Origin of the sequence: Pseudomonas sp. NFACC43, assembly GCF_900119645.1 — a bacterium.
Taxonomy (GTDB): domain Bacteria; phylum Pseudomonadota; class Gammaproteobacteria; order Pseudomonadales; family Pseudomonadaceae; genus Aquipseudomonas.
On record NZ_FPKK01000001.1, the window covers coordinates 853500 to 873162 of the forward strand.

Below are 19663 nucleotides of genomic sequence, written 5' to 3' on the forward strand. Positions count from 1 at the left end.
AAAAAAACCGCCTGAAAATCAGACGGTTGCAAAACAGGCGTCAATCATCCGCCTGTTCGTCTCCTTCGCGACGGCTCATGCCGTACTTGCGCATCTTTTCCACCAGGGTGGTGCGGCGAATGCGCAAGCGTTCCGCCGCACGGGCCACGATGCCGTTGGCGTCGTCCAGCGCCTGCTGGATAAGCCCCTGCTCCAGGCCTCCGAGGTAATCCTTGAGGTCCAGGCCCTCCGGCGGCAGCAGGGCATTGGCGGTGAAATCCGGCGTGTGGCCGTTGATCACCACCCGCTCTTCCAGGTCGCTGCGCAGGCTGTCGACCATTTGCTCGTCTTCGTCGTCGACGTAGCGGAACTTCTTGGGCAGCTCGGCCACCCCAATGACGCCATAGGGATGCATGATCGCCATGCGTTCCACCAGGTTGGCCAGCTCACGGACGTTGCCCGGCCAGCCATGGCGACACAGGGACATGATCGCCGCCGAATTGAAACGGATCGAACCGCGCTTCTCGTGCTCCATGCGCGAAATCAGCTCGTTCATCAGCAACGGGATGTCTTCGACCCGCTCACGCAACGGCGCCATCTCGATGGGAAACACATTGAGGCGATAGTAGAGATCCTCACGGAAACTGCCCACCTCGATCATGCTCTCGAGGTTCTTGTGGGTCGCGGCGATGATGCGTACGTCGACGCTCTGGGTCTTGTTGCTGCCCACTCGCTCGAAAGTACGCTCCTGCAGGACCCGCAGCAGCTTGACCTGCATCGGCAAGGGCATGTCGCCGATCTCGTCGAGGAACAGGGTGCCGCCATTGGCAAGCTCGAAACGCCCGGCCCGGCTGGTGATCGCCCCGGTGAAAGCGCCCTTCTCATGGCCGAACAGTTCGCTTTCCAGCAACTCGGCCGGGATCGCGCCGCAGTTGACTGGCACGAATGGCGCCTCGCGACGCTTGGAATGGTAATGCAGGTTGCGCGCGACCACTTCCTTGCCGGTGCCGGACTCGCCGAGGATCAATACGCTGGCGTCGGTGTCGGCCACCTGCTGCATCATCTGGCGAACATGCTGGATCGCCCGGCTGGTACCGACAAGGCTGCGGAACAGGTTGGGTTCACGATGCCTGCCGCGCTCGCGAGCCTGGTCATACATCTCGCGATAGACCTGGGCCCGGTGCAGCGAATCGAGCAACTTGCTGTAGCTGGGCGGCATTTCCAGGGTGGAAAGCACTCGGCGACGCTGGTCCTCTGGCAAGTCAAGGGAAGAATTTTCGCCCATTAACAAAACCGGAAGGAACTCATCCCAGGTTGAGAGTGTCTTTAGCAAGCCCAAAAGAGTTGCGGGAGCATTTACGGTCCCGATAAGGACACAAATGACTTCACGACTGGACGACAAAGAGCCGACTGCCTGCTGCCAGTCATGGCTTCCGCAGGGTAAATTTTCTTCGCCAAGAAAATTCAGGATCACCGCCAGGTCGCGGCGGCGAACGCTATCGTCATCGATCAGGAGAATTTTGGTTTCACGCCACATGCAATAGCAACTTCCCTAGTCAACTCAGTGCCCGGAATTAGGGGGCAAGCTAGACGCTTGCAGACTTGTCGTGCCTGTAGACGCCTGAAAAGTGTAAACAGCCACTAGTTAAGTCAAAAAACGCTGCAGAGTCAAATTTATGGCGCAGTTTGTTCGGATTATTTGAGCAGGATCAACCGAACAAGTGGTAAACCTTGGCCGCAGCCTGTGCCTGCTGGACCTGCGACATCTCGTTGACTATCGCCTGCCGCTCCCCTGTCGCCGCCTCGAGCAATTGCCTGTACACCCCCAGCAACTCCTCAAGATTACTGCGCAAAGCTGCCTCATCCACTCCGGATTCGCTCAGGGCGTCTTCCATGCAGGAACGGCAGGTCATGTCCAACTGACCGATTGCCTCCCAATTACGCTCTGCCAAAGCATCGACCAGGGCGTCACGGGTTTGTTCTATTCGCTGCAGGACAAGACTCATGAGAGTACTCCTTAGAATTGCGGACCAGGCGTGGCAATGGCATCCCAGCCTTCCTTGACCGTGCGAAGCAGATCGGCGACTTCGTCGAGAATCTTCGGATCGGTCTTCACATTGGCTTCGGCCAAGCGTTTCATCATGTAAGCGTAGAGAGCGTCCAACTCGGCAACCGACTCGGCCTGGTTCTCCAGGTCCAGGCCTTCACGCAGGCCACCAACGATACCGATGGCCTTGCTGATGAAGATGCCTTTGTTGGCGATATCCTTGCGCTCCATCGCACCCTTGGCCTGCGCGATACGGTCCAGGCCGCCTTCCATGAGCATTTGTACAAGACGATGGGGACTTGCTTCGGAGGTTTGCGCCTGGGCACCAATCTTCTGGTATTGGCGAAGGGCTAACATCGGATTCATGTTCTACCTCATCAAAAAACTTCGGTTCGTATAAAGAGCGTATCGACGCCACGTCAAAAAACTTTAGACCCGAAAGGCAAAAGCCCGGAACGTTGTCAAAACGTTGCCGGGCTTATTTGCGTCGGTGGAAAATCAGCTGTTTCTCTGTTGCGCTGTCAACGCCTCGAACATCGAGGTGATGTTGCTCGCAGTCGCCTTCAGCTTACCGACCAGGGTGTCCATGTCGTTGTACTTTTTGGTCAGCGTGGCAGTCAGAGTCACGACCCGGCGATCCAGGGCCTCCTGGTCGTTTTTGAGCCGGGTCTGAGTCTTGTTCAGCGCCGATGTACGCTGATCGAGGATGCCGCCGGTCTGGCTGTAGGGTTCGATAGCCTTGCTCATGCGCTCGAGCAAGCCATTGGAACCGGTGAACATCGTCTGGACTTCACCACTGAGCTTCTTGTCGTTCATTGCCGCGGTGAACTTGGTGTTATCGAAGTTCAACGCGCCCGTTTTCTGGTCGGTGGTGATACCCAGCTGGGCCAGTACCGTCAGCTTGTCGCCGGCCCCGGTTTGAGACAAGGGTTCGCGGATCGCCGCCAGGAGCGAACGAGGCAACGCGTCACCGGTCAGCTTTGCAGGTACCGTCGGGTTACCATCATCGTCAAGGGTCGGCTTGGTCAGCGCGGTGATGCTGTTGGCGACCGCGTTATAGGCATCGACGAACTTCTGGATCGAGGCTTTCAGGCCGTCATTGTTCGGCGCCACGGTAACGGTTGCAGTGCCATCCCCTCCAACGCCGAGCAGATTCAACGTCAGACCGGAGATCGCCGTGCTCACCGTATTGCTCTTGCTGGTCAGTGCCATGCCATCGATGGAAAAACTGGCATCCTTGGCCACGGCACCGATGGCCCCCGCCGAGGTAGCCGTCAGCGCGGCACCGTTGGCACCCACGACATTGGTCCCATCGATCTCCAGGCCAGCAATACCACTCACCGAGATGTCGGAACCTGCACCGGTCGTGCTTGAACCCAGCACCAGGCGCGAGCCGAAAGAGTCGGTCACGATGTTGGCACTGAAACCCGCAGCCTTGAGCGAAGAATCGGCGTTTATCGCGTCACGGACCGATTGCAGGGTCGAACCATCCGGCACATTGAGGTTGTAGTTGACCCCCTTCTGCGAGATGGTCAGGGTGCCCGAGGGGATGGCGCTGGTCGTACCACCGGCGAAGGCTGCCGAAGTAACCTTGGACGCCGTGGCGAGGTTGTTGACTTTGACCGAGTAAGTCCCGTTCACCGCCGAGTTGCTGGCGGTGGCCGTGAGCACTGTCGGGGCAGAGGATGTCGCAGCAAAACCCGCGAATTGCGGGTTGGTTGTGCTGCCCAAGTCCTTCATGGCGGTATTGAAAGCCGCCAGCAACGACTTCAGGGTTCCCACCCCGGAGATACTGTTGGTAGTCGTCGTCGTCGCTCGGGTGATCTGACCTTGCTTGGCGGCCTTGTCGGAATCGACCAGCGCCTTGACGATCGCGGTGGTATCAAGGCCAGAGCCTAGACCCAAGCCAGGTAGAATTGGACTTGCCATATGGGACTCCCTTCAGTGTGTCGCCGGCCTTTTGACCTTTACAACGCCCAAAAGAACATAACTACAAAATTCGTGCCGGTTGTCAGGCTTCGGCGCTGAACAACAAGCTGTTTGCATCATTCAAACTGTTGGCCAGTTTCAAAACTTCTTCGTTCGGGATCTGGCGAATCACTTCACCGGAATCACTGGCAATCACTTTGACCACTACTTTGCCAGAAGGCTCATCGATAGAGAACTCCAGGTTGCGCTTGACCGACTGGACGAACTTCTCGATTTCCTGAACTGCTTTCTTGAGTTTGTCCTGCTCTGCGGCAGCTTCTTTAGGAGTCTGCTTGACCGGTGTCACGATAGCGACGTCAGCCTGAGGCTTCTCCACTGGCTTGTCGGCCACTGTATGCACCGGCTTGGCCGCTGGATAAGACAAGTTCAGCTTCACGCTCATATCCATGTCCATCACCTCTTGAACGGAAAAAGCGAGAGAGCACGCAAGCGCACTCCCCCGCTAAAACTCATCCGACTATTACTGAAGCAGCTTCAGTACAGCGGATGGCAGTTGGTTGGCCTGGGCCAGAACCGAGGTAGACGCTTGCTGCAGAGTCTGCTGCTTGGTCAGTTGTGCAGTTTCAGCAGCGAAGTCGGTATCTTGTACGCGACCCAGTGCAGCACTGGCGTTTTCGTTGATGTTCTGCAGGTTGGAGATAGTGCTGTTCAGACGGTTCTGGGCAGCACCGAGGTCGGCACGAGCACTGTTGATGGTGTCGATCGCGCTGGTGATTGCGTCCATGGCGGCCGAGAAGTTGGTTTCAGCAGTTGCGCTGTCGGAACCAACGATGGTGATCGCCGAGTCAACACCCAGGGTGGCAGCGTCGAAGCTGGCGCTCAGGGTCAGGGTGATCTGGTTGTCAGAACCGTTGTTCGAACCGACCTGGAAGGTCATGGTGCTAGCGGTACCGTCCAGCAGGTTCTTGCCGTTCAGGTTGGTGCTGTTGGCGATACGGGTCAGTTCGTCGCTCATCTGCGAGAACTCTTTGTTCAGAGCGATACGGTCATCTGCGCTGTTGCTATCGTTACGAGCCTGGATGGCCAGTTCACGCATACGTTGCAGAATGTTGGTCTGCTCCTGCATCGCGCCTTCAGCGGTCTGCGCCATGGAGATACCATCGTTGGCGTTCTTGATCGCCATGTTCTGACCGCGGATTTGCGAGGTCATACGGGTAGCGATCTGCAGGCCTGCGGCGTCGTCTTTGGCGCTGTTGATTTTCAGGCCGGACGACAGGCGGGTCATCGAAGTGGACAGAGCATCGGAAGCCTTGTTCAGGTTCTTCTGAACGTTCAACGATGTGACGTTAGTGTTTACTGTTAAAGCCATGACGAATTCCTCGTTGGTTGGGTACTGCGGCTTCCGGCCCTGGCAACCGCCGGGTGTGGCCTAGAGAACCTTCGTAATAGTTATCGTCGGGTTGGGAACTTGCTTGAGGGCTTTTTTCAAAAAATTTGCTAGCAGACTGCCACCCCTTGAAAAACAAGGGCTTAGCCGGGAGAAAAGGCAAGAAAAATGGCGCCAAAAACCGGTTCCGGTAAATTGCGGGCAAAAAAAGTGGGAGCGGACTTGCTCGCGAAGGCGCAGGTTCAGCAGGTAACTGTGCTGAAGGTACCGACGCCTTCGCGGGCAAGCCCGCTCCCACATCTGGGTTGCGGTGTAATCAGTCGCGATAAAGGATCGCCGATCCCCACGACAGGCCCACACCGAAACCGCTGATGGCCACGCGTTTCCAGTCAGCATCCAGGACGTGCTTTTCCAGCAGCAATGGAATGCTCGACGACACCGTATTGCCAGTCTCGACCATGTCCTTTATGAACTTCTCCGGTTCGCCTTCGAAGCGGCGCGCCACGGCATCGACAATCGCCGCACTGCCTTGGTGGATGCAGAACGCATCGATGTCGCTGGCTTGCAACGACGACTCGTTCAACAGCTCATGCAAATGAGCGGGCACCTTGAGCAAGGCGAAATTGAAGACCTGGCGACCGTTCATGAAGAACACGCCATCACTGACCTTCAAATGTGGCGCACCGGAGCCGTCGGTACCGAACTTGGACTTGCCCAACTGCCAGCTGGCGCCCTCGGCCATCCAGGTGGCCGTGGCGGCATCGCCGAACAGCATGGTGGTGTTGCGATCTTCAGGGTCGACGATTTTCGAGTACGGGTCGGCGGTAACCAGCAAGCCGTTCTTCAGGCCTGCGGCCTCCATGAAGCCTTTCAAGGCATAGATGCCGTATACGTAGCCCGAGCAGCCCAGCGATATATCGAACGCCGCCACATGGGTGGGCAGGCCAAGCTTGTCCTGCACGATAGCGGCAGTGTGCGGCAGCCCTTCTTCATCACCATTCTGGGTGACGACGATCAGCGCGTCGATAGACTCGCGCGAAAGCTGTGGATTGTTGGCGAACAATGCATTCACCGCCTCGACACACAGGTCCGAGGTTTCCTGGTCGGCGTCTTTGCGCGGCAGAAACGCCGAACCAATCTTGCCAAGGATGAACTCTTCATCCTTCTCGAATTTGGCACCCTGAGCGTAGTTATCCACACCAGCGGTCGGCACATAACTCGCTATGCTTTTTATGCCAATCATCATGGCTTCCCGATCATGTACTGCGACTAGGTTCACCCCCAAAAGCTCAGGGGCGCGTCAAAAAAGGTTGATTTCCCGGGGCGGACGCCTTGTCCTGCGAACGAACAGGCCTCCACTCCAGGGAATACAATACAGTGAAGATGCACTTTATGACCTATGCGTCACGCCGTTTTGTTCTGGAAAAGCATTTTTTCATGACAAACGAAGCCATGTCATTTCCAGCGACGGTGCCGAAAACAGGACAAGAATCTTGGGATGGCGGCGCGATTCGGGGAAGGACGCCGGCAGGTTCAGCTGCCGGCGCTGATGGAAACCACTGAGATGGGTTGCGCAGCAGGTTAGCCCAGCAAGTCGGTCCAGGGTACGTTGCGTACCGCCCCCAGGGCGAAACCCGCGCCTTCCAGCGCCAGGTTCCCGTTGTAGAACCGATCCTGGGCGAATGCCTCGGACCACTTCTCGCGAAGGGCTGCAAGCGCCTGGGGGGTGCTGGCCAGCACGCCAGGCTGGATGACCTGCACGTGTGGCGTCCATACCGTCAGATAACCGGCCTGGCCAATTCTCAGACACAGGTCGACATCACCCAAGGCCTCGTCGAACAGCCCTGTGTCGATACCGTCAGCCGCTTCGAACAACTGCCTGGAAATCATCAGGCAGGCAAAAGACACCGCCGAGCAGTTCTGCTCCACCACCAGCCTGTTCATGTAGCCTCTGGCTGTCTTCGGCTCGCCGACGAAAGCCGAGCCGACTCCGTTGTTGAGGCCCAGGATCAAGCCAGCCTGGGTGATGCTGCCGTCGCGTTCGACCAGTTTGGCGCCGACCACTCCCACTTCCGGACGCAACACTTGATTGAGCAGCGACTCGATCCAGTTGACATTGACCACTTCGCTGTCAGCCGCCAGTGTCACCAGATAGTCGCCCTTGGCATGCTGACTCGCAGCGTTGATCAAGGTCCCCGTCGCGACACCCGGTTCGATATCCAACAATCGGACGCGGCTGGCCTGGTGTCCCTGGCCACTGAGCCAGGTGCGCAGTACCGAATTGTTTGCCGCCCCGGTGGGCACCAGCACTTCGTAACGCTGATATCGAGTGCGCTGCAGTACGCTGAGCAAGCAACGTTGCAGCGCGATCAATTCGCCAATGCCATGGACGATAATCGATACCATGGGACGATCGGCAAAACGGTAATCGATTTTATGCGTGCCCGGCACCGCAGCGCTCACGTCGGCTTGATACCCACGAACCGCCAGATGACGCAGCAATGTCTTGCGCTCATCGGCATTGTCCTTCAGCGCAGGCGCCTGGCAGATCAGCAGAGGTTCATCCAGGTGGGCAAGCCCTTCCAGGCCATCCTGCTCGATCAGACGCAACAACAGGTCGAACTCCATCGCATTCTTGAACTCGCGGGAATACCCGCCGAGCTTGACCAGCGTCTCGCGGCGTACCAACCAGTGACGGGCCATCAACGCCGGGGAGTTTTGCAGCAAGTCCAGGTTGAACCCTGGCCGGAAGACATCGGCCAGCGTACCGTCGGGCTGGCGCTGAAGCTCGTCCATCGCCACGGCCTGGCACTGTGGAGCGGCCAGTAATTCCACCCCCGCGCGGAACAGGCCGCCCGGCGTCAATTCATCGCCCACCTCGGCCATCACCATCCAGTCACAATCGCTCTGGTTGACAACCTGGTTGATCTTGTCGACGTAGTTGCTTTCGTTGACCTTGACGAAATGCAAGACATTCTGCGGCGTCGTCTCGGCTGGCAGGTCGCCGGTGGTGAACACGATTATCTTGAATGCCCGACAGTAGCCGTTGATGATGCTGTCGAAGGTCGCCTGTAATTTGAAGACGTCCGCTTCCAGGTCCAGGAGCAAAATGCCGAACTTGGGGCCTCCATCGCGAGCCGCCAGGTATTTTGATACCTGCCCGGCTTCACCAGCGCTCGGCTCACGTGCCTCGAGCCAACGCAGCAATTGACCGGAACGCGTGGCATCGAACAGTTTCGCGGTATTTTCAAATGCCGCCGCCTTGAGCCGCTGGTCCCAGGCCTGGAGCATCTGCACGTAGCGCGTGTCACCCTTGGCCTGCATGAGCCCGAGCAGTTGCTTCACCAGATCCTGGTTGAAGGCATAGCTCAGGAAAGCCCTCGCCAGCTGTTCGTCAAGCGGCTCGGCGCTGGTGTTGCGCTGCGGCCGAGACAGCTCTTTCTGCCTGAGCATGACCGCTTCCAGCTCCCGCAACTGCACCTGTCCGCTCGGTGCTGCATGGAGCAGGAATTCCAGCGTGGTGAGCACGTCAAAGAAGGCCTGGTTATAGAACGGCATCTCAACGTATTGCGTCGGTTCGAAACGACGAACCGGTTCGCCACGCCGCGAGTCCCAGATTGACTCGAACAGATTCCTGCCCTGCGGTACCGAACGTTCGTCCTGCTTCTTGACGATGGCCTTGGCATATTCCCGCGTCGGGGTATCCGTGCCGAAGGCACTGGCCAGGGCCGCGGCAAAACGTTCCTGCTCGGCGGCCGCATGCAAGTCCGAAGCGCCAGGCACCGTAACGAGCGGGTTCTGTGGTTTTTCTATGCGGCTACGTTCGTGCAAGCCATGGGGAATGTCCAGCAAACGGACCTTGCCCTGGGCCATCAACCCATAGCAATGACCGGCCTGCTGCAACCGCGAATCAAAGCCGGCGGGCAACGAAGCGTAGTTTCGCCGCAAGGTTTCAGTGCGCGTCAGTGCGCTCACCAATGACGGGCAATCCTCGGCGAACACGGCCAGGCGGGCTTCGGCCGATGAGGCGCAATAGTCTTCACAGCCCTTGCGGTCGAGCAAGTAGTAATCGACACGATCGGCATGGGCTTCGAACGCCAGGCTATAGCCTTGGCAGGCACTGTATTCGGCGTGTGCTTCGAGGAAACTCAACGATTGTTCGAGCGCTTGGGGCAGCAGGAAACTATCGGCGTCGGCAATCGCCAGGTAAGGCGTGACAACCCGCTCAACGGCCTGGCGAACCTTGTCGCCAAAACCACTCGCCCCAGGGGCATGCAGGTATTGCACACCAGGGAATGCAGTCGAGATACCGGCATCGATCAGGTTCGATGAGTCGATCACCAGCATGGAGAACGAACTGTCGCGGTAGTGGCGCAACGCCCGTCGCAGGGCAGTCGACTGGTCGTGAGCAAGCAGCACCAGCGTAAACCGTTCATTCAACGGAGCAGTCGATCCTGTTGGGACATTGCTTTGCATATTCATTCCTTAAAAAGTGTGAAGCCACATCGGCGATACCGGGAGTTTCGGGATCGAAATCCGTCAGTCCGGTAGCCAGCCATTGGCCCAGTACTGCAAGTTATCGCCGCGCAATACAAAGTCGCGCAGTACCACTTCACGTAATTCGTCGCCCATCCGGTAACTGGCAATCGGATCCGCCAGGTGCATACGGATCGCCTCCAGCCATTCTTCCGTGCTGTTGGTGAGAACGCGAGTGCAAGGCAAATGACCCCGGTAAGCTTCGGTGTCCGAACAGATGACCGGATAACCGCACGCCCCGTACTCCAACAGGCGAAGGTTGCTCTTGCAGTCGTTGAAAATATGGAATTCCAACGGAGCCAGAGCCAGGTCCAGGTTCAAGCTGGCAAGTTTTGCCGGATAAAGCGCCAGACTCACCCCAGGATGAAACTCATGAACATAGGGCTTGAGCAAATCGGGGCACATGCCAAAGAAAACCCACTCGACTTCATCAGCCAACTCTTTGACGACATCGGCAATGAGCTCCAGGTCACCACGGTGGCTGGTGCCTCCGCCCCAACCGATACGCGGTTTGGCGGAGGTCGCACGCTGGCTCCTGAGTTGGTTCCACAGGCCGGCGGCCAGCATATTCGGCACCACACGGATGTCGTGGTGCATGCTCGACAAGACATCCGCCAGCGGATGGGTGGAAACCACTACCCGATCACATAGGCCGATTCCCTGGCGCAGCAGATCCTCGAGGTTATCCGGCATATTGCGACGGTGTTCGTTTTTTTCCGGGACCTTGGCTATGTAATCATCCAGCTCGTAGATGCGCATGGCCTTGGAGTAGGTCTTGACTTGGGTAATGTCCTTGAACTTGCCCACGTTATAGCGACCTTGAAGCACGATCACATCCGGTGACTGGCGTTCGATGTCGATGATCGAAGGCGTATCGTAGGCAACACGACCGACTATTCGGCCCGCCGCCTCCAGCTCGAACAACGGTTGACTGACCCGGTAATGCCCCACCGCCGAAGTATTGACCGCCATTCCCAGGATTGACGGTACGTTGCGGGTGATCAACGGATTCCATCCGGTGCGTGGGCCGGGTTCCAGGCTGAAACTCTTTCCGGTCAGGGTCAGGTTACGGTTGTAGGCAGGATCATTGGCGATCCTGGGCAACCAGCGCTGATAGAACGCCTCTTGTTCGTGCTCCAGCCGCTGCTTCCACGAAGGGTCACGACTGGCCTCCACGCCAGGTGCCAGCACAACATCGCTGTACGGCGTGGTAACGATCAGGTAGCCGTTTTTTCCGACCTGCTGGCACAGCTCCAGAGAGTTGATGCGCTGCGTGGTGATGGATTCATCAAACCCACCGACCTCCTCCAGAACCTGCTTGCGCACCAGCATGCAATGATCGCCGACGGCACTCCAGTTCTGCACTGTCTGCAAGCGTTGCATATAGCCGCCAGACGTGACCGATTCGTTGACGAAGGCCCGGCCCGCCAATCCACCCAGCCCCATGATCATGCCCGAGTCGATGACCCGGCCTTGCTGGTTGAGCGTGCGGGGGCCCACGATGCCAACCTCGGGACGTTGCCCATGATTGAGCAACTCGTCCAGCCAGGCGGCTTCCAGCAGGAGGCAATTGGGGTTGAGCAACAACAGGTATTCGCCGCGAGCCTGCTGTGCGGCGAAATTGCGCAGCACTGCTTCGCTAGCACTTCCCGGATGCAGGAAGATCCGCAGCTTTTCACTGCCCAACTCGGCCATGGCCCGCAGCCAATGCTGCAACTCGGCGTTTTCACTGGCGTTGTCGACAATGATGATTTCATAGTGAGGGTATGCGGTCGTGCTGATCAGGCTGTTTACGCAGCGCTCCAGCGCGCCCAGGTCATCCTTGACGCTGATGACGATCGACACCAGTGGTCGCTCGGCGAACAGATATTCGATGCGTGGTACCAACGCCAGGAGCGGCCCTGGGTGGAGCTTGTGCGGCACGCCGATACGCTGCAGATGAGCGCTGATCGACCTGGCATTCTGCTCGATGACTTCCGGCAGCGACAGCCATTGTGCGAAGGAAAACGTTGACTCGACCTGGACTTCAGGAATATGCCCGATGACCTGCGGCCCGTCCGTTTCCACCAAGCGCCAGATCAGGTCGTGGGGCGCCAATTCGCCCAGGCTCGAATCGAATCCACCCGAGGCCAGGAATCGCGTGCGCTCGAAAGCCAGCGTCCGACCGACATAGGGATAACCTCGCATCAGGTCGACATTGAAGTCAGGCTTGAAGATCGGCTCCGCCGATTTTTCATCCGCCAACGCTCCTTCATCGCTGTAGATACAGGCCGCACCCGGCGAGCTGACAATCCGGTCGGCCATTATCAGCAACGCTGATTCGGTCAGGCGATCGCCAGCACGCAGCAGGTAGAACCAGTCGGCACCGTCCAGTTGAGGCAGCAGCCCGTTGAGCTGCTGCGCCCAGTCTGCTTGCAGGCCGAGGCGCAACACATGGTTCTCCAGCGCCTGGCGGCCGTTGGATAACAGCAGCACGGATTCGCAGGCGTAGGCTTGGGCAGCGATACTCTGCAGGGTAATGCCCAACGCATAAGGATCGTCCTGCTCGTCGATGATGACCGGGACGATCCTCGGACGATAGGCCCAGCGGGCGATCTGCCGGGACAAGACTTGCTTGCGCAATGGGCTGAAACGCCGACAGGCCAACCACTGCACATAAAGATCCGCATAGCTTTCGATGTCAGTGCCGACTTGCGAGCCGATGACGCCCTGCCGCGTCGCAATCACCGAGTAGACGTTGATTTCTTCCCACTCGGACGCCTCCTGTTCCTTGCTCCGATCCAGCGCCTGGTAACGCACCCAGCCGCTGGCTGGCGCCGGCTCGCCACTGCGCTGGGCAAGCATTTCCTTGAGCCATGTCAGCTCCACCGTTGCCGCGTCAAGCATTTTGGCCTGACGCGCCAGGCGCTCCGGATGCAAGCGCTGGCCGCTTCCCTCGGCGTACAGCTGGACCAGGTTTCCACGGCGCAACAGGCAGATAAACAAGGCGAAATCAAGGACCGCCTCGAAGCCTTCACCGGGCCGCGCCAACGCTGGCAGCAAGGCCTCGACATCGGTACGACGCATCAACGCGCCACTTAAACCGCCAAGGATATTACGGGTGGTTTTCTCAAAATACGCCAGCATGTCGCTGCCATTGAACATCGCATCGAACTGCGTGATACCCGTGTTTTCAACACGGACCGGCAACGCATAGTTGTCTGCGTCGATCAGGTGATGCTTGTTGATCACCAGCGAGACTTGCGCATGCTCCTGCAGAATGGCTGCCTGCTGACTGACACAGAACGCCAGCAATTGGTCGTCATCGCAAAGGAACTTGATGAACTCGCCCGAAGATTCTCCAAGGCAACGCAACAGGTTCTGCTGGAACCCCAACCGAGTCGGGTTACGCAGGTAGCGCACCGCAACGTCGGAAGCCGCGCCAAGCTCCTGGACAATCTGCTCGATTTCATCAGTGCGGCAATCGTCGCAAATGACAATCTCGAGGTTCTCGTAGGTCTGCTCGAGTGCACTTTGCAAAGCGAGGCGGAAAAAGCGTGGGTTGAACGCGGGGATGGCAATGCTGACAAGAGGAGCTGAATTCACACGCATGGCTCTCAACCGGTGGGCGTCAACTCAGGCGAGAGCAGGACGTCCTGAATCGTAAAGGAACAGGTCGGGGACCGTGCTTGGCATCACGGCCCCCGCCTTGGATCAGATCTTGTTGAACAGTCCCAGCTGACTGATTTTGCTGAATGCCAACTGCGACGCCTGAAGCATAGTCTGCTGCAAAGTCAGGCGCGTCATCACTTCCGCCGGGTCGGAGTCACGAATGGCCGACTGGGTTTGCGAATTCGCCAGGACAAAGCTCTGGTTGGTATCGCTCTGGGTATCGAGGGACTGGCCGCGTCCACCCACAGAGCTCAGAGCACTGGTCAACTGGTCGGTTCCGCTGGCCAGGTTACCGATACCCGAAGCCAGCGCCGCGTTCAATTTCTGGATAGCGATATTGTCGCCATCGGCCGGCGTGTTCAGAGCAGTTCGCAACTGGTTCACGGTGTCCAGGATGTTCTGCGTCTCGTGGGTATTGACCGCGATGCTGAACTGGTCGTTGGCCGCCGGAGCACCATTGAGGGTGAAACTGACGCCGGATGCGGTGGCGACGTTGCCCGCCAGAGTCCCGCTGGATACCGGCTTGCTATCAGCGGTCAGGGGCGCGGCATACAGGTCGAAATCCGTGGCGCTGGTGAACTTCAGCACCGCCGACCCCGTCGGAAAACTGCCGTGGTAGGCCACCGGATCGGTGATTTCGCTACCGGTGATCTGGGTCGCAGTGGTGTTGCCCGGGCTGCGGGCAGGAGCGAACGAGTCGGGTTTGGCAGCCAGGGTAAAAGTATGGCCGGGCAACACCGTGCCTGGCGCGTCGCCCGCATGAAGGTTGACGTTCAGGGTCAGGTCGACGCCGCGAAAGCTGACGGTCTGGCCGACCTGGTTATTAGGCTCGATGACGCCACCCTTGCTGGCTTCAGCGGTGACATCGTTGCCGCCCGAATCGGTGATCTTCAATTGGGTGCCGCTGACGAACTCCACGGTGTATGGCTCGCCGCTGCGAAACTTGCCGTTGTAGGCAACGCTGGACGACACCTGCCCATTGGTCAGCACCACGCGACCATCATCCACCGCCGGCGCGGTCATGGTGACCTGGGTGCGACTGGTGTTGACGGCTTGCTGGAACGCTTCCCAACCGGTGCTGTTGGTGGCCATCGACATGGTGTCGCCGATAGGCAGGTCAAGGGTCACCTGGTCGCCATTGTAGCTGTAGGTACCGTCGTCATTGCGGGTGAACGGTACGACATCGCCTTTGGATCCGGCAAAGATGTATTTGCCGTTTTCATCCTTGGTGTTCATCAGGCTCAGCAGCTGCTCTTCGATCGATCCCAACTCAGAAGCGACGGCCTTGCGGTCTGCGTCGGTGTAGGCGGCGTTGCCGGCACTCACGGCCAATTCCTTGGCGCGCTGCAGCACGTTGCCAATGCTGGTCATGACCGCTTCGGTCGTGCCCAGGGTCGCCTTGATGGTGGTGACGTTCGCTTCATATTGGGAAAGCATCGAAGCCTGGTTGCCCAGTTGCAGCAGACGCGAAGCGCCCACCGGATCATCGGCGGCGGTGTTCACCCGCACCAGGCTGCTGGCTTCCTCACTGGTCTTGACGACCTTGGCGAAATTCTTCTGGTAGTTCGCAGCCGTGCTTTCGTAGAACTGAGAGGTGGAAATGCGCATGGGCTACGGCTCCTTAAAGACTGTTGATCAATGTGCTGAAGATTTGTTGCGCAGCCTTGATGATCTGCGAAGACGCGGTGTAGTACTGCTGGAACTTGACCAGGTTGCCGGTTTCTTCATCCAGGTCCACGCCAGACAGCGAGTCGCGAGCGGTCTTGGCGTTGTTCAGGATCGCGCCGGTGGCGGCGCTGTCGAGCTTGCCCTGGGCGGCCTTGGCGCCAACGCCTTCCACCAGTTTTCCGTAGGCATCGTTCAGGGAAATGCCCTTGCTGGACGAGCCGGTGTCCACGGTCTTGGCGGTTTGCAGGCCGGCCAGGACGGTGCCGTTACGGTTATCCAGGCTGCCAGGCTGGCTGAGGCTGATATTGATGCCTGACCCTTCGGATGGCGCGCCGGCAATGGACATGTCGAACGTGACGGTACGCTGCACCGGCGGTACGGACGAATCCATGATCGGGTTGCCACTGGCGTCCTTGAGCGGAACGCTCAGGCTCAGGGTGTTGCTCTGGCCCGGCTTGATCGTACCGCTGCTGATCGTACCGCCTTGGGCGTCGAGCAGCTGGTAGGCCTGGCTTGTGCCGTCGGCCGAAGTCGCACCGAACACCACCTTGACCGGCATGGAGTTCTTGATGCCGTTCTGGATGATGCTGGTGGTAGCTTCATCATAGATGTCCAGCTTGGTCGTCATGGTCGGCTGGCCGCTGGCCGGAATGGTCAGCGTGCCGCTGCCGCCCGGCGTAATGGCCGCGCCCAGCGGGGCCGCGATCGCCAGCCGCTTGGAGTCGGTCATCTCGGTCTTGATGCTGCCCGCCGCGTTGCGGGTCGGGGTGATCTTGAACGAATCGCCGGCCGCCGCGGTGCCGTTGGCAAAGGTCATCGAAAAACCGTCGATCACCGGCGGCGGCGTGGTCGTGGTGCTGAATGCCCCCATCGAAGTCCCGTCGGGCAAGCGCTGTACGATATATCCAGTGGCGCTGGTGAACGTCACTTTATAGTCGTTGGTGGTCAGCTTGCCGGTGTCTTCGATGGACACGTTGAAGTTGCCGGAACCTGCGCTGTTACTCAGCGCGGCGACGCTGCGCTGGCTCATCTGCGCAGTGCTGTTGATGTTGCTGAACAGGTTGGAGCCAAACGCACCGTTCTTGTCGATGCCCGAAGCCTGGATGGTATTCATCTGGTCGGCGACGACCAGTGCCACCCGGCCCAGCTCGTTCATGGCCGGATCCAGTACGGTGCTGCGATAGCGCATCAGGCCGCCGATTTCACCGCCGGTAATTACCTGGGTCAGGTCCATGACACTCGAGCCGCTGTTGAGCTGGATGCCCATGCGACCCGGGTCGTTCTTGTCCGGCACCGCCTCGAGTTTATTGGTGATATTGCCCATGACCAGTGGCTGGCCGGAGCCGAGGTAGATGTCCAGGCTGCTGCCGTTCTCGACGACCTGGGTGCCGGTGAACGTGGACAGTTGGCGAATGGTTTCGCTACGGGCATCGAGCAGATCGTTTGGCGCGCCGCCGGAGTTGGAGACTTCGGCGATTTTCTTGTTCAACTGGGCAACAGTGGTGGCCAGACTGTTGATCTGGTCGACCATGTTCGACAGGTTGCCGTTGATGTTCTCGTTCTGGGCGGTCAACTGGCTGGCAACCGAATTGAAACGGTTGCTCAAGGCCTGGGCATCGCTGAGCAGCAGTTGGCGGGACGCATCGTCCCCCGGCTTGGCGTTGACGTTCTGCACCGAGGCGAAGAACTTGGTCAGCGCACCGTTGAGGCCGGTACCGCTGTCCGACAGCAGGGAGTCCAGCGGAGTGATCTGCCCCTGGTAGGCCGCCGCATCGCTGTTGAGCGAGGTGGTGGTTTTCAACTGCGCTTCAAGATACGAGTTATATACCCGGCGCACATCGGCCAGGGTCGTGCCGGAACCAATGAACACGTTGCCGTACTGGTTCGACGCCTTGGTGGTCTGCACGGTCTGCTGACGCGAATACCCGGCGGTATCGACGTTGGCGATGTTGTTACCCGTGGTTACCAGTGCGGTCTGGCTTGCGGACAGACCCGACATCCCGATATTGAGCAAACTCATGGTTCAGACCTTATAAAGTCGTTGTGGCGCCAGCCGACGCGTAGTTTTGGTAACTCGTCATCTGCCGGGCTATGTTCGAAATCTTGCTGGCGTAGTTCGGATCGGTGGCGTAACCGGCCTTCTGCAACTCGCGTACAAACTGTTCCGGGTTATCGGCCGACTTCAGCACATCTTGATAGCGGCTGTTGCTTTGCAGCAGGTTGACCAGGTCATGGAAACTGTCGCGGTACGAGGCGTAGGAACGGAACTCGGCCGTCTCCTTGACCATCTCGCCATTGCGGAATTCGCTGGTGATCGCCCGGGCCGAATCGCCCGTCCAGTTCTTGCTGGCCTTGATGCCGAACAGGTTGTGGCTGCTGCTGCCATCGGGCTGGCGCATGACCGACTTGCCCCAACCGGTTTCCAGGGCAGCCTGGGCCACCAGGTAACGCGGATCGACACCGATGCGGTCTGCCGCTTCCTTGGCCATCGGCAACATGGCGTTGACGAACTCGTCGGCATCGCGGAAAGCCTTGCGCGCCGGCGCCAGCGGCGGCTGTGCCACGGCGCGGCCGTAAATCTGCATGTCGCCCTTGGACTCGGCGGCCTTGAGCGTCGCCAACCAGTCGCCATTGGCCAATTCGCCAGAGGCAGGCTTGACGCCGGTAACGGCGCGGTCCGGCAGGATGTTCATCGCGGGGGCATCGGCATTGACCTTGCCATTGGCCACAGCCGAAGGCACCAGCCCGGCCAACAGTCGGTCGGCCAGTTTCGGCGGCAAGGCCAGGCGACGCTGATTGAGCAGCTCCATGTCGTTGCGGTGACCACCCTCGCCCGCTTCCTGCGGTGCCCTCACGGCCCGCGAAGCCCACAGCGGACGTTGGCCGCTGGTGCGCGAAAGAGGCCCGTCGGACAGGGTTCCGGCAGCCACAGGCGTGGGCACCGGTGCCTTGGCAACCTGATCCTGCGCCTCTTGCTGCTTGGCGGCCGACAACGTGGCCGCCTCGCCCGATGCCAGGGGCTTGTTCTTGGACATCTGACGCAGCAACACATCCGCCAGGCCGATGCCTCCGCCCTCGCGGGACATGGAAACGGCCAACTGCTGGTCGTACATTTCCTGGTACTGCTTGGCCTCGGGCGTATTCATGGGGTTGTCCTTGCCCAGCACCTCGGTGGCCGAACGCATGGACTTGAGCATCTCGCCGATGAACAGCGACTCGAACTCCTGCGCCACCTTGCGCAGGTTACCGTCGCTGTTCTTGTCGCCGACCTTGAGCTGATTCAGGCGATTGAGGTCCGAGTAGGAAGCCGAATCCCCGCTGATCAAGGCACCTTTGCGCATATCCATGGCTCGTCCCTTAAATCACGATCAGGTCGGCTTGCAACGCGCCGGCCTGCTTCAAGGCTTCGAGAATCGCCATCAGGTCGCCCGGTGCCGCGCCGACCTGGTTCACCGCCCGGACGATTTCATCCAGGGTCGTGCCCGGGCCGAACTTGAACATCGGCTTGGCTTCCTGCTCGGCATTGACCCGCGAGCGGGGAACCACGGCGGTCTGGCCGTTGGACAACGGCCCCGGCTGGCTGACGATCGGGTCTTCGGTGATGGTCACCGTCAGGCTGCCGTGCGTCACCGCCGCTGGCGACACCTTGACGTTCTGGCCGATCACGATGGTACCGGTGCGCGAGTTGATGATGACCTTCGCCACCGCCTGGCCCGGATCGACTTCCAGGTTTTCCAGGATCGACAGGTAGTCGACCCGCTGGCTCGGGTCCAGGGGCGCAGTGACGCGGATCGAACCGCCGTCGATGGCCTGGGCCACGCCTGGGCCGAGCATGTCGTTGATCTTGTCGACGATGCGCTTGGCGGTGGTGAAGTCGGAACGGTTGAGGTTCAGCGTCAGGCTGTTGCCCTGGTTGAAACCGCTCGGCACCGCACGCTCCACCGACGCACCGCCAGGGATGCGACCTGCCGACGGAACGTTGACGGTGATCTTCGAACCATCGCGCCCTTCGGCATCGAAACCACCCACCACCAGGTTGCCCTGCGCAATGGCGTAGACGTTGCCGTCGATCCCCTTGAGCGGCGTCAGCAGCAAGGTGCCACCACGCAGGCTCTTGGAGTTACCGATGGAGGAAACGGTGATATCCACTTGCTGACCGGGCTTGGCGAACGCCGGCAGATCGGCGCTGACCGAGACCGCCGCGACGTTCTTCAACTGCACGTTGCCCGAACCCGCCGGCACCTTGATGCCGAACTGCGACAGCATGTTGTTGAAGGTCTGCAAGGTGAACGGCGTCTGGGTGGTCTGGTCACCCGTGCCGTTCAACCCCACGACCAGGCCGTAGCCGATCAACTGGTTGGAACGCACGCCGGAGATGCTGGCGATATCCTTCAGGCGCTCGGCTTGAACGCTGAAGGCCGCCGACATGACCAGGGCACCGAGCAACAGCTGTTTAAGATTCAACT

At 59.3% G+C, this 19663-nt stretch carries 14 protein-coding genes; 1 reads left to right on the plus strand and 13 read right to left on the minus strand.

From position 1 onward, the window contains the following. Positions 1 to 40: 40 nt before the first annotated feature. From BT179_RS03710 to BT179_RS03740, 7 genes are all read right to left on the minus strand, one after another. On the minus strand, positions 41 to 1516 hold the full coding sequence (locus BT179_RS03710; protein WP_072389509.1) for a sigma-54 dependent transcriptional regulator: 1476 nt from the start codon (positions 1514 to 1516) through the stop codon (positions 41 to 43). 172 nt (positions 1517 to 1688) lie between these two features. Next, positions 1689 to 1985 (minus strand): flagellar protein FliT, encoded by a 297-nt coding sequence (locus tag BT179_RS03715; RefSeq protein WP_072389511.1) that lies wholly within the window; start codon positions 1983 to 1985, stop codon positions 1689 to 1691. A gap of 11 nt (positions 1986 to 1996) precedes the next feature. Then, entirely contained in the window at positions 1997 to 2392 is a 396-nt protein-coding gene (gene fliS / locus BT179_RS03720; protein WP_072430256.1) for a flagellar export chaperone FliS, read from the minus strand. Between the two features lie 132 nt (positions 2393 to 2524). Next, positions 2525 to 3955 (minus strand): flagellar filament capping protein FliD, encoded by a 1431-nt coding sequence (gene fliD / locus BT179_RS03725; protein WP_072430255.1) that lies wholly within the window; start codon positions 3953 to 3955, stop codon positions 2525 to 2527. Between the two features lie 82 nt (positions 3956 to 4037). Then, a complete protein-coding gene (locus BT179_RS03730; protein ID WP_072430254.1) occupies positions 4038 to 4403 on the minus strand; it encodes a flagellar protein FlaG in 366 nt (121 codons plus the stop codon). Between the two features lie 72 nt (positions 4404 to 4475). Next, positions 4476 to 5324 (minus strand): flagellin domain-containing protein, encoded by an 849-nt coding sequence (locus tag BT179_RS03735; protein ID WP_039593098.1) that lies wholly within the window; start codon positions 5322 to 5324, stop codon positions 4476 to 4478. Between the two features lie 334 nt (positions 5325 to 5658). Then, positions 5659 to 6585 carry a ketoacyl-ACP synthase III gene (locus BT179_RS03740; RefSeq protein WP_072430559.1) on the minus strand — a complete coding sequence of 309 codons (927 nt, stop codon included), beginning with the start codon at positions 6583 to 6585 and terminating at the stop codon, positions 5659 to 5661. 149 nt (positions 6586 to 6734) lie between these two features. On the opposite strand from BT179_RS03740, the gene BT179_RS26705 reads away from it, so the two are divergent. Then, positions 6735 to 6905: a hypothetical protein gene (locus BT179_RS26705; protein WP_176776485.1), complete on the plus strand. Its 171-nt coding sequence runs from the start codon at positions 6735 to 6737 to the stop codon at positions 6903 to 6905. A gap of 18 nt (positions 6906 to 6923) precedes the next feature. Here BT179_RS26705 and BT179_RS03745 read toward each other — a convergent pair whose 3' ends face one another. From BT179_RS03745 to BT179_RS03770, 6 genes are all read right to left on the minus strand, one after another. Next, complete coding sequence (locus BT179_RS03745; RefSeq protein ID WP_072430253.1) at positions 6924 to 9818, minus strand: glycosyltransferase family 2 protein; 2895 nt, start codon at positions 9816 to 9818, stop codon at positions 6924 to 6926. A gap of 63 nt (positions 9819 to 9881) precedes the next feature. Further along, on the minus strand, positions 9882 to 13463 hold the full coding sequence (locus BT179_RS03750) for a glycosyltransferase (protein WP_072430558.1): 3582 nt from the start codon (positions 13461 to 13463) through the stop codon (positions 9882 to 9884). Between the two features lie 108 nt (positions 13464 to 13571). Continuing rightward, positions 13572 to 15137: a flagellar hook-associated protein 3 gene (locus tag BT179_RS03755; RefSeq protein ID WP_072430252.1), complete on the minus strand. Its 1566-nt coding sequence runs from the start codon at positions 15135 to 15137 to the stop codon at positions 13572 to 13574. A gap of 13 nt (positions 15138 to 15150) precedes the next feature. Next, a complete protein-coding gene (flgK, locus tag BT179_RS03760) occupies positions 15151 to 17217 on the minus strand; it encodes a flagellar hook-associated protein FlgK (RefSeq protein ID WP_072430251.1) in 2067 nt (688 codons plus the stop codon). 10 nt (positions 17218 to 17227) lie between these two features. Continuing rightward, positions 17228 to 18544, minus strand: coding sequence for a flagellar assembly peptidoglycan hydrolase FlgJ (gene flgJ / locus BT179_RS03765; RefSeq protein WP_072389551.1), 1317 nt, complete (start codon positions 18542 to 18544; stop codon positions 17228 to 17230). A 10-nt stretch (positions 18545 to 18554) separates the two neighbouring features. After that, positions 18555 to 19625 (minus strand): flagellar basal body P-ring protein FlgI, encoded by a 1071-nt coding sequence (locus BT179_RS03770; protein WP_165887907.1) that lies wholly within the window; start codon positions 19623 to 19625, stop codon positions 18555 to 18557. Positions 19626 to 19663: the final 38 nt, after the last annotated feature.